The organism is Acidimicrobiales bacterium (assembly GCA_035512495.1).
In the GTDB taxonomy this organism is placed as follows: domain Bacteria; phylum Actinomycetota; class Acidimicrobiia; order Acidimicrobiales; family CADCSY01; genus DATKDW01.
The window spans coordinates 1-11077 of sequence record DATKDW010000043.1 but is presented as its reverse complement, the minus strand read 5'-3'; the positions used below and the strand labels follow the sequence as shown (position 1 = coordinate 11077).

11 protein-coding genes are annotated in these 11077 nt (G+C 73.8%); 7 read left to right on the top strand and 4 right to left on the bottom strand.

Annotated elements, in window-relative coordinates:
* Positions 1–32 precede the first annotated feature (32 nt).
* The 3 genes from VMN58_05545 to VMN58_05535 all read left to right on the top strand — a co-directional run bounded on the left by VMN58_05545 (position 33) and on the right by VMN58_05535 (position 3627).
* Positions 33–707 (top strand): metal-dependent transcriptional regulator, encoded by a 675-nt coding sequence (locus VMN58_05545; protein HUF32656.1) that lies wholly within the window; start codon positions 33–35, stop codon positions 705–707.
* Positions 708–830: 123 nt separating this feature from the next.
* Complete coding sequence (locus tag VMN58_05540) at positions 831–1883, top strand: iron ABC transporter substrate-binding protein (GenBank protein HUF32655.1); 1053 nt, start codon at positions 831–833, stop codon at positions 1881–1883.
* A 16-nt stretch (positions 1884–1899) separates the two neighbouring features.
* Positions 1900–3627: an iron ABC transporter permease gene (locus VMN58_05535; protein ID HUF32654.1), complete on the top strand. Its 1728-nt coding sequence runs from the start codon at positions 1900–1902 to the stop codon at positions 3625–3627.
* 10 nt (positions 3628–3637) lie between these two features.
* Here VMN58_05535 and VMN58_05530 read toward each other — a convergent pair whose 3' ends face one another.
* The 3 genes from VMN58_05530 to VMN58_05520 all read right to left on the bottom strand — a co-directional run bounded on the left by VMN58_05530 (position 3638) and on the right by VMN58_05520 (position 7537).
* Positions 3638–4717 (bottom strand): ABC transporter ATP-binding protein, encoded by a 1080-nt coding sequence (locus VMN58_05530; GenBank protein HUF32653.1) that lies wholly within the window; start codon positions 4715–4717, stop codon positions 3638–3640.
* Positions 4718–4781: 64 nt separating this feature from the next.
* Positions 4782–6845 carry a hypothetical protein gene (locus VMN58_05525; GenBank protein ID HUF32652.1) on the bottom strand — a complete coding sequence of 688 codons (2064 nt, stop codon included), beginning with the start codon at positions 6843–6845 and terminating at the stop codon, positions 4782–4784.
* A 107-nt stretch (positions 6846–6952) separates the two neighbouring features.
* Positions 6953–7537: a YceI family protein gene (locus VMN58_05520; GenBank protein HUF32651.1), complete on the bottom strand. Its 585-nt coding sequence runs from the start codon at positions 7535–7537 to the stop codon at positions 6953–6955.
* A gap of 104 nt (positions 7538–7641) precedes the next feature.
* Between VMN58_05520 and VMN58_05515 the strand changes: the two genes are divergently transcribed.
* Both VMN58_05515 and VMN58_05510 read left to right on the top strand, forming a co-directional pair.
* Positions 7642–8139 (top strand): MarR family transcriptional regulator, encoded by a 498-nt coding sequence (locus VMN58_05515; protein HUF32650.1) that lies wholly within the window; start codon positions 7642–7644, stop codon positions 8137–8139.
* A 1-nt stretch (position 8140) separates the two neighbouring features.
* Positions 8141–9115, top strand: a complete 975-nt coding sequence (locus tag VMN58_05510) for a patatin-like phospholipase family protein (protein ID HUF32649.1) — start codon at positions 8141–8143, stop codon at positions 9113–9115.
* A 167-nt stretch (positions 9116–9282) separates the two neighbouring features.
* Here the strand turns inward: VMN58_05510 and VMN58_05505 are convergent, their stop codons facing one another.
* The gene (locus VMN58_05505; protein HUF32648.1) at positions 9283–9540 is read right to left on the bottom strand and encodes a hypothetical protein; all 258 of its coding nucleotides are present in this window, start codon (positions 9538–9540) and stop codon (positions 9283–9285) included.
* 36 nt (positions 9541–9576) lie between these two features.
* Here VMN58_05505 and hemE point away from each other — a divergent pair, with 36 nt between their 5' ends.
* Together hemE and VMN58_05495 are read left to right on the top strand one after the other, a co-directional pair.
* Positions 9577–10629 carry a uroporphyrinogen decarboxylase gene (gene hemE, locus VMN58_05500; protein HUF32647.1) on the top strand — a complete coding sequence of 351 codons (1053 nt, stop codon included), beginning with the start codon at positions 9577–9579 and terminating at the stop codon, positions 10627–10629.
* Positions 10626–11077: FAD-dependent oxidoreductase (locus tag VMN58_05495; protein ID HUF32646.1), on the top strand; the 452-nt coding region annotated here is incomplete at its 3' end. The genes hemE and VMN58_05495, both read left to right, overlap by 4 nt.

Here is an 11077-nt window from a genome sequence, read left to right as displayed (position 1 = left end):
CGCGACTGGGAGCGGTCGGTAGCCTGAGCGCCATGACCGAGCCCCACGCCGCCTTCGAGGAGTACTGCGAGGCCATCTTCGAATTGCGGGAGGACGACCTCGACGTCATCCAGGCCCGCATCGCCGATCGGCTCGGCGTCTCCCGGCCTGCCGTGTCGGAGATGGTGCGGCGGCTGGCGGCCGAGGGCCTGGTCACGCTCGACGACGGGATCCGGCTCACCAAGCCGGGCCTCGCCCTGGCCGAGCGGACCGTCCGTCGTCACCGGCTGGCCGAGCGCTTCCTCACCGACATCCTGGGGCTGAGCTGGGCCGAGGCCCACCAGGAGGCGGGCCGGTGGGAGCACGTGCTCAACGACACCGTCGAGGCGGCCATGGACCGACTCCTCGGGAGCCCCACCACCTGCCCGCACGGCAACCCGATCCCCGGCTCCGACTACGACGAGCCCGACCTGGTGCCGCTCGCCCAGATCCCGGTGGGGTCGGCCTTCACCGTCACCCGGATCCCGGAGGAGCTCGAGTTCACCCCCGGCCTGCTGGAGTTCCTCGAGTCCTGCAAGCTCCAGCCCGGGCGCAACGGGACGATGGTCGCCGCCTCGCCCGACGGGACCGTCACCGTCACCGTCGACGACCAGACGGTCGGCATCGGCGCCTTCGCGGCGACCCGCGTCCTGGTCGCCACGGTGGGCGCGGCCGTCCCGTCCGTCTGAGTGGCTCCGTCAGCGGGCGCTCCCTTCCGGGCCCCTGCCCGGTTTGACCTGACCCGCCAGCCTCCCTATGTTCGGCGCACCTAACACGTGGCCCACAGGGCCCCTCTCACGGAGCGTTCCCCCATGAAGCGACGATCCCCCTTCCTCGTGCTCACCGTCCTCCTCGCCCTCCTGGCGGCGGCCTGCGGCGGCGACGACGCCGGCACCAGCACCGACGCCGGCAACGGCACCACGACCACCGCCGCCGACGGCGGCTCCATCACGGTGTACTCCGGCCGCAGCGAGGAGCTCGTGGGGCCGATCATCGAGCGCTTCGAGGAGGAGACCGGCATCACCGTCGAGGTGCGCTACGGCGACACCGCCGAGATGGCCGCCACCATCCTCGAGGAGGGCAGCAACTCCCCGGCCGACGTGTTCTTCGGCCAGGACGCCGGCGCCCTCGGCGCCCTGTCATCCGCCGGGCGCCTCCAGACCCTCGACGACGACCTGCTCGACCAGGTCGACGAGCAGTTCCGCTCTCCCGACGGCGAGTGGATCGGCCTCTCGGGCCGGGCCCGCACCGTCGTCTACAACACCGACGCGCTGAGCGAGGACGACCTGCCCGACTCCATCCTCGACTTCACCGACCCCGAGTGGAGCGGCCGGCTCGGCTGGGCCCCCACCAACGGCTCCTTCCAGGCCTTCGTGACCGCCCTGCGGGTGCTCGAGGGCGAGGACGGCGCCCGATCGTGGCTCGAGGGGATCCAGGCCAACGACGTCCAGGTCTACGAGAAGAACTCCGCCATCGTGGAGGCGGTGGCGAGCGGCGAGATCGAGGCCGGTTTCGTGAACCACTACTACCTGTACCGGTTCCTCGCCGAGGACCCCGACTTCCCCGCCGCCAACAAGTTCTACACCGATGGCGACCCCGGGGCCCTGATCAACATCGCCGGTGCCGGCATCGTCGACACCGCCGCCAACCCTGATGCCGCCAGCCGCTTCATCGAGTTCCTCCTGAGCGACGAGGGCCAGGAGTACTTCGCCGCCGAGACCTTCGAGCTGCCCCTGGTCGACGGCGTCGAGCCGGCGGTCGAGCTGCCCGATCTGGAGGCGCTGCGCCAGCCCGCAATCGACCTCGACCAGCTCGAGGACCTCGACGGCACCCTGCGCCTGCTGACCGAGGTTGGCCTCATCTAGTGGACCCCCGCTAGGCGTGTCCGCCGCGACGAGCCGGGTGCTCGACCACGAGGTCGACCCCGGCTCGCGGCGCGCCCGGCGCCACCCCGCTCGCACCCGGGGCCCCTCACCCGGCCTGCTGCTCGCCGGCCTCGCCGTCGCCGCCGCTGCCGTGCTGCCCGCGGTCTACCTGGTCATCCGGGCCTCGGAGCCCGGCGTCGACCGGATGCTGGAGGTGGCCACAGCCGGCCGCACCATGGAGCTGCTGGTGCGCACCGCACTGCTCGCCGTCTCCGTCACCGGTGCGTCGATCCTCATCGCCGTCCCCCTCGCCTGGCTCACGGTCCGCAGCGACCTGCCGCTGCGGCGGATGTGGGTCGTGCTCACCGCGCTCCCCCTGGCCATCCCCACCTACGTCGGCGGCTTCACCTTCGTCGCCGCCCTGGGCCCCCGTGGGCTGGTGCAGGGGTGGTTGGCGCCCCTCGGGGTCGACCGGCTCCCCTCCATCTACGGCTTCCCGGGTGCCTGGCTGGCGCTGACCCTCTTCACCTACCCCTACGTGCTCCTCACGGTCCGCGCCGCCCTGCGCCGGATCGACCCCGCCCTCGAGGAGGCCAGCCGCACGCTCGGTCGGGGCCGGATCGCCACCTTCTGGCACGTGACGCTGCCCCAGCTGCGGCCCTCGATCACCGCCGGTGCCCTGCTCGTCGCCCTCTACACCCTGAGCGACTTCGGAGCCGTCTCCCTCCTTCGCTTCGACTCGTTCACCCGGGTGATCTTCGCCCAGTACCGCGGCTCGCTCGACCGCTCCGCCGCCGCCACCCTCGGCCTGATGCTCATGGCCCTCACCCTCGTGGTGCTCACCGCCGAGACCCGCACGCGCGGCCGTAGCGGCTACCACCGCCTCCACGGCAGCGGGGCTCGGGCGTCGGTGACCACCCCGCTCGGGCGGTGGCGTTGGCCCGCGTTCGCCGCGTGCAGCGTGCTGGTGACCATCGCCCTGGCCCTGCCCCTCGGGGTGATCGGCTACTGGCTGGCGAGGGGCATCGCTGCCGGGGAGCCACTGCGCCTCACCACGACGTTGGCAGCCAACTCCGTGGTCGCCTCGGCGTTGGGGGCGGTGGCAGCGTTGGCAGCTGCCTGGCCAGTCGCTGTGCTGGCCGCCCGCCACCCGGGGCGCGTGTCCGGGCTCATCGAGCGGGCGTCGTTCACCGGCTACGCCCTGCCCGGCGTGGTGGTGGCCCTGTCGCTGGTGTTCTTCGGTGCCCGCGTCGTTCCGGCGGTGTACCAGACCAGGACCCTGCTGGTCTTCGCCTACGTCGTGCTGTTCCTCCCCCAGGCGGTGGGGGCGCTGCGAGCCTCGCTGCTGCAGGTGCCACCCTCGCTCGAGGAGGCGTCACGCCTGCTCGGCAAGCGGCGGCTGGCGACGACCCGCCAGGTCGTCTTCCCACTCGTCCGGCCCGGGGTCCTGGCCGGCCTGGCCCTGGTGTTCCTCACCTGCATGAAGGAGCTGCCCGCCACGCTCCTGCTGGCACCCACCGGCCACGCCACCCTCGCCACCCAGGTCTGGAACGCGACGAGCGAGGCGTTCTTCGGGCGGGCGGCGGCGCCCGCCCTGGCGCTGGTGCTGCTCTCGTCGCTGCCCATGGCGCTCTTGGTGCTGCGCGAGTCCGAGCGAGAGCCCTCCTCGAGCACCGACCCATCCGCCGATCGGCTCCCCCTCGACGACCCCGTGCGGCGCAGCGCGCCCGGCCCCACCAGCTGACGGTGGCCCGCTACGACCAGACCGTGAGCCGGTCGGCCCTCTCCCGGCCCCACGCCGAGGCGGGTGGGCCGAGGTAGCTGATGTCGACGCGGTCGCCACGACGGAAGGTGGGCGCAGCGCCCACCCGGGCCCGCACCGACGACCCGTCGTCGAGGCGGATGTCGTAGACGGTGTCGTGGCCGTAGAACTCCACCAGCTCCACCGAGGCGGCGTCGCCCGGTGCGACTCGGAGGTCCTCGGGCCGCAGCAGCACCTCGAGGCGTGGCCCCGTCGGGTCGCCCGCGACCGGGACCCAGCCCACCGGCGTCGCCGCCCCCTCACCGTCGGCCGTGCCCACGACCAGGTTGGCGTCGCCCACGAAGCCGGCGACCCACGGTGAGGCCGGGGCGGCGTAGATCTCGGCCGGCGTGGCTTGCTGTTCGATGGCGCCGTCGCGCATCACGGCCACCTCGTCTCCGAGGACGAAGGCCTCCTCCTGGTCGTGGGTCACGAAGACGGTGGTCACGCCCAGCTCGGCGAGGAGGCGGTGGACCTCGGTGCGCACCTCGACGCGCAGCGAGGTGTCGAGGTTCGAGAACGGCTCGTCGAGGAGGAGGACCAACGGCTGGGGAGCCAGCGCCCGGGCAAGGGCGACACGCTGCTGCTGGCCGCCCGAGAGCGTTCCCGGCGCCCGGTCGGCGAGGCCGGCGAGGCCCACCAGGGCCAGCGTCTCGTCGACGCGGCGCGAGCGGCGGGCGGCCCGGTCGAGCCCGTATGCCACGTTGCGGCCCACGCTCAGGTGGGGGAAGAGGGCCCAGTCCTGGAAGACCATCCCGATCTGACGCCGCTCGGGGGGCACCACGGTCCGCGACGAGGTCAGCACCCGCTCGCCGACGGCGACGGTGCCGGAGTCGGGCACCTCGAGGCCGGCGATGGTGCGCAGCAGGGTCGTCTTCCCGCACCCGCTGGGGCCGAGCAGGGCCACCACGGAGCCCGGCGCTACCCGCAACGACACGTCACGGAGCACCGGGACGGATCCGAAGCGCTTCGAGATCCGGTCGACGACGATGGCGTCGGAGGTGCTCGCGAGGCGGGACGGGGAGATGTTCATCGCACCTCACAGCCTACGCCCGGTGGGCCGAACACCTCCAAGCGTCGGGGGCCTCCCGTCCCCGTCAGCCAGCGGCCAGCGCCGGCGGGAGCGGCTGGGCATGGACCACCGAGAGGCGGCGGGTGGCACGGGTGAGGGCCACGTACAGCGACCGCAAGCCCTGGGGCTCCTCGGCGACGATGGCTGCCGGCTCAACGACGATGATGGCGTCGAGCTCGAGCCCCTTCACCAGCCGGACGGGGACGAGGTTGACCTGAGCATCGATGCCCGAACGGGCCGCCTCGCCGTGGTCGACACCGGCGGCGGTGAGCGCCTCGGCGAGGTCTGCCAACAGGGAGTCGGGGGCGATGACGGCCACGTTGCCCTCCCCCACGGCGTCGCGCTCGCGCGCGGCGAGGCGGGCCACCTCGGCCGCCAGCCCGTCGGGCTCGACGGCGAGCACCACCGGGAGGTCGCCGCCGGCGCGCACCGCGGTGGGCGGGGTGAGGTCAGGAGCCGCCTCGGCCAGCACGCGGTTGGCCAGCGTCATGATCGAGGCCGGGGTGCGGTAGCCGATGCTGAGCTCGGTGCGGCGTGCCGGACGCCGGGACGGGAGGTGGGAGATCACGTCGTCCCAGCTGTCGGGCGCCCACGGCCCGGTGGCCTGGGCCATGTCGCCCACGATGGTCATCGATCCGCCGAGGGAGCGGCGGGCGAGCATGCGCAGCTGCATGGGCGAGAGGTCCTGCACCTCGTCCACGACGATGTGGCCGAAGGTCCGCATCTCGGCGTCCTCCTTGGCCTTGCGGGCGCCGAGGAGAGAGCGCGCCTCGTCGAGGAGGGGCACGTCGGCCGTGGTCCAGCGGCGGTCGTCGTCGCGCTCGCCACGCTCGTGGTGCAGCGACTCCAGCTCCTCGTCGGTGAGGTGGCCGTCGGCCGCCAGGCGGGTGAGGGGCCGTGAGCCGAAGAGGTCGCGGAGCAGGTCGACTGGGGTCAGCACCGGCCACATGCGCTCCAGGGCGGCCCGCACGTCGGCATCGCCGAGCAGGCGTTCGCGCACGACGTCGGCCTCGAGCTCGGCGTGGGCGCTCGCAGCCAGCTCCTCCCAGAGCCCGGCCTCGACGAAGCGGCGACCGGCGTTGTGGTTGCGGGCCCGCCGCCGGGCATCGCGAACGATGCGCCGGCTGGCCTCCACGCTGCAGCGGAGGCGGAGCAGTCCCATGCCCACCACCAGGTCCTCGCGGAGGGGTCGCTGGCGGTCGCGCACGGCGTGGGCGAGGAGGGCGACCATCCGCAGGTCGCCCTTGACCCGGTCGGCCACGGGGTTGTCGCGACCCTGGCCAACGCGCTCGGGCACGAGGTCGGCGAGGAGGGCGAGCTCGACACCCGCCTCGCCGAGGGATGGCAGCACCCGCTCGATGTAGCGGAGGTACAGGCGGTTGGGGCCGACCACCAGCACGCCCTGGCCCTCGAGGGGGAAGCGGTGGGTGTAGAGCAGGTAGGCGGCGCGGTGCAGGGCCACCACCGTCTTGCCGGTCCCCGGCCCGCCCTGGACGACGAGCAGGCCACCGAGATCGGAGCGGATGATCTCGTCCTGCTCGGCCTGGATCGTGGCCACGATGTCGCCCAGCCGACCGGTGCGGGCGCCTTCGAGGGCGGTGAGCAGGACGCTCTGACCCACCAGGCCGCCGCCCGCGGTGCCCTCGCCACCGGCGACGAAGGTCTCGTCCTCGATGTCGAGCAGGCGAGGCCCGCGCGTGGCGAAGTGCCGCCGACGGGCCAGACCCATGGGGTCGCGCCCCGTCGCCCGGTAGAAGGGCTCGGCGATGGGGGCCCGCCAGTCGACGACCACCGGCTCCTGGGCGTCGTCGGCCACGGCGAGGCGGCCGATGTAGAAGCGTTCGTCGACCTCGCCGTCGGGGTCGATCCGACCGAAGACGAGCGCGACGTCACCGAGGTGGAGCTGGGCGAGCCGGTTGCGGATGGCGTCCTCGACCATCTCCGACTCGTACCGGGCCTGGTGGGTGCCGCCTGGACCGACCGTGGTCAGGCGGCGGAGCTCGATGGCCCGCTGCCGGGCCGAGACGAGGCACTCGTACGCGTGGTCGATGTAGGCCTGCTCCGCCTCCAGCTCCGGATGTCCGGCCACGCACGCCCCTCTGGTCCGACCTCGGGGCGAACCCCGCCCCCGAAAGGGGGTGGACCATCCTACGAGACGGCGGCGACCTCCCGGGTGCCGCCGCCGTCTCGTCCCGCCTAGGCGGTGCGGACGGCCTGGATCTCCAGCTGGACCTTGACCTTGCGCCCGACGAGTACACCGCCGGTCTCGAGGGCCTGGTTCCACGTCAGGCCGAAGGCCTCACGATCGATCTCGGCCTCAGCCGTGAAGGCGATCCGGGCGCTGCCCCACGGGTCGGCGCTGATGGCGCCCTCGAAGGTGGTGTCGAGGATCACCGGCTGGCTGACGCCCTTGATGGTGAGGTCGCCCTCCACCCTCCAGCCCCCCGCCGCTGCGCTGACCCGGCGCGAACGGAACGTCATGGCCGGGTGAACCTCCGCGTCGAAGAAGTCGGCGGAGCGGAGGTGGGTGTCGCGGCCCTCGTCGCGGGTGTCGACGCTGGCCAGGTCGATCTCGGCCTCCACCGACGAGTCGGTCGGGTCGTCGGCCACCACGACGGTGCCGAAGAAGGCGCCGAAGCGTCCCCGGACCTTCGACAGGCCGAGGTGGCGGACGGTGAAGCCCACCTCCGAGTGGGAGGGGTCGATCTCGAACGTGCCGGGAGTGGGCACCTCGGCGCCCTGAACGCTGCGGGTGACGGTGGTGGTCGCGGTGTCTGTCATCGGATCGCTCCTTCTCGTTGTTGCTGCAATGGTTGTAGGAACAGCCATGCTACCCGCAACTAGTTGCGGTTGCAACAGTTGCAGGTGGCTCCTATCCTCGGGCCATGGCTCCCCCGGCTCCCGGCGCGCTCGACGACCTGCTGGCCGAGGGCCAGGAGCGCATCACCGCCTACGGGATGCTGCTGGAGGCGCGGGCCTCTCTGGTCAGTGCGGTCGCCGACGAGCTCGAGGCGACATCGGGCCTCTCCCCTGCCTGGTTCGAGGTACTGGTGCGGCTCGCCCGCAGCCCGGGCAAGCAGATGCGCATGAGCGAGCTCGCCGCCCAGGTCCTGTTCAGCACCAGCGGCCTCACCCGGCTGATCGACCGCATGGAGCACGCCGCGCTCGTGCGGCGGGAGTCGTGTCCCGATGACCGGCGCGGGGCCTTCGCTGTGCTCACCGACGACGGGCTCGCCGCGCTTGAGCGAGCGCTCCCGGCCCACCTCGAGAGCCTCGACCGGCACCTGGTCGACCCTCTCGGCGCCCGCGGCCTCGCCACCCTGACGGCGCTGCTCGAGCGGCTGCGGGACGCGACCCGGTCCGCCGACCCCGCCGACGCCTGACGTGGCAGGCATCGCTCTCGTGCTCGGCGCCGGCGGTGTGGTCGGCCACGCCTGGCACGCCGGCGTGCTCACCGCCCTCGAGGAGACCACGCGGTGGGACCCCCGGTCGGCCGAGATCGTCGTCGGGACCTCGGCCGGGTCGGTGGTGGGGGCCCTGCTGCGCGGCGGGTTCGCCGCCGCCGACATCTATGCGCGCTCCACCGGCGGGCGCCTGTCCGACGAGGGCCGGCGCGCGCTGGCCCAGGCCGGCATCAAGGGACCGCCGCGCTCGTTCTCCCGAGCCGACGCGGCGACCGGCCCGCGCTGGTCGCCGGCGTCGCCGGGGTTGGCCACCCGGACCGTCCTCGCCCCCTGGCGGTTGCGACCAGGCCTGCTCATGGCCGGCATCCTGCCCCGCGGCCGCGTCGACACCACCGCCATCGGCGACGCCGCCCGGGCGTTCCACCCCTCGGGGTGGCCCGACCGGTCGCTGTGGCTGTGCGCCGTGCGGCTCGACGACGGCCACCGCGTGGTCTTCGGTCGCGACGAGGGGACGGTCGACCTCGGCCACGCCGTCGAGGCGTCATGCGCCATCCCGGGCTTCTTCCGACCCGTGCCCATCGACGGCCGCGACCACGTGGACGGGGGCGTCCACTCGCCCACCAACGCCGACGTCCTCGCCGGCCTCGACCTCGACCTCATCCTCGTGTCGTCGTCGATGTCGCTCGACTCCAGCGCCCTGCGACGACCCGCCCTCGACCGCATGGTGCGGGTGGGCCACCGCGCCGCCCTCCAGCGCGAGGTGACCGTGTTGCGGACCGACCGGAGCCGGGTGATCACCCTCCAGCCCGGGCCCGACGACCTCGCCGTCATGGGGCCCACCTCCAGGTCCATGGACGAGAGCAGGCGCAAGGCGGTGGCCGAGCGAGCCCGCCAGACGACGCTGCGGCGCCTCCGCTCCGACCGCCTGAGGGACGAGCTCAGCGCCCTCGGTTGAACGGGGCGATGACCCGTCGGCGACAGGACCCGTGAGCCCAACAGAGGACGCCTCGGCCGAAGGCCGAGACCGCCCAACCGGAAGCGAGCGGGTGGCGCCGATGGGGGGACCTGCCCGGAGCCTGCGGAGGGCGGGAGGACCCGTCGGCGACAGGACCCGTGAGCCCCTCAGCGACCGGGGTCCTCGCCCACCTCCCGGAGGGCGTCGGCGATGGCGCCCCGCAGGCGCCGGGCCCCGATGGGGTCGAGGTGGGCGACGACCCCGGTCCCCGCGCCGCCGGCGTCCTCCACGGTGAGCGCCACCCGCAGGTCGTCGCAGGCCTCGCAGTCGTCGAGGAGCTGGACCATCCAGGAGGCCGGGGGCTTGTCGTCGTCCTCCGCCCCCGCGGGGTGGGCGTCGACGGCGTCGTCGATCGATCGTCGCATGGGCCCATCCTGACAGCCACCGGTACGGTGGCGACCGTGCCGCCGCCCCCCGTCGCAGCTGACGCCTCGCCGTTCCTCGCCGCCTGCCGGCGGCAGCCGGTGCCCCACACGCCGGTGTGGTTCATGCGCCAGGCCGGCCGCTCGCTCCCCGAGTACCGCGCCGTGCGCGAGCGAGCGGGCACCTTCGACGCCATGGTGCGCGACCCGGCCACCGCCGCCGAGGTCACCCTCCAGCCCGTGCGCCGGCTCGGGGTCGACGCCGCCATCCTCTTCTCCGACATCGTGACGCCGGTGCAGGCCCTGCTCCCCGGCCTCGCCATCCTCCCGGGGCGGGGCCCGGTGCTCGAGGAGCCCATCCGCACCCGGTCCGACCTCGACCGCCTCCGGCCCCTCGAGCCCGAGGTCGACATCCCCTACGTCCTCGAGACGGTGCGCCTGGTGCGAGCCGAGCTGGACCCGTCCGTGGCGCTCATCGGCTTCGCCGGGGCACCCTTCACGGTCGCCAGCTACCTCGTCGAGGGGGGCAAGTCGCGCGAGTACCGCCACACCAAGGCGCTCATGTACGGCCAGCCCGACGTGTGGGCCGAGCTGGCCGACCGGCTGGCCGACATCAGCCTCGCCACCCTCCGCGCCCAGGTCGCCGCCGGTGCCCAGGCCGTGCAGGTGTTCGACTCGTGGGTCGGCGCCCTGTCCGCCGACGACTACCGCACCTACGTCCTCCCCGCCTCCCGCCGCATCTTCGAAGGCCTGGCCGACCTCGGCGTGCCCCGCATCCACTTCGGGGTGGGCACCGGCCACCTGCTCGGCCTCATGGCCGAGGCCGGCGCCGACGTGGTGGGCGTCGACTGGCGCACACCGCTGGACGAGGCCCGCCGGATCGTGGGCCCCGACCGGGCCGTGCAGGGCAACCTCGACCCCACCACGCTCTTCGCCCCCGACGACGTGCTCGACGACCGGGTCCGCCGGGTCCTCGCCGCCGGCACTGGCCCCGGCCACGTGTTCAACCTGGGCTGGGGTGTCCTGCCCGAGATCGACCCCGACCGCCTCCGCCGCGTCGTCGACCTCGTCCACGCCGAGACCACCACGTGAGGGTCGCCGTCGTCGGTGGGGGGATCGCCGGGTTGGCGGCGGCCCACGAGCTGGCCGACCGACCCGACGTGGAGGTGGTGGTGCTCGAGGCGGGCGACCGCCTGGGCGGCAAGGTGGCCACCGCCCCCTTCGCCGGGGTCGACCTCGACCTCGCTCCCGACGCCTTCCTTGCCCGCCGGCCCGAAGCGGTGCAGCTGTGTCGTGAGCTCGGCCTCGAGGACCGCATGGTGGCGCCGGCCAGCGGCTCGGCATGGGTGTGGACCCGCGGGCGCCTTCGGCGGCTGCCCGCCGGGCTCCTCCTCGGCGTGCCCACCGACGTGCGCGCCCTGCTCCGCTCCGGCGTGCTCTCCCCCCTCGGCGCCCTGCGGGCCTCCCTCGAGCCGCTCCTCCCCGGTTCGCCGCTCGGGTCCGACGCCACCATCGGCTCGGTCATGCGCCGGCGGCTGGG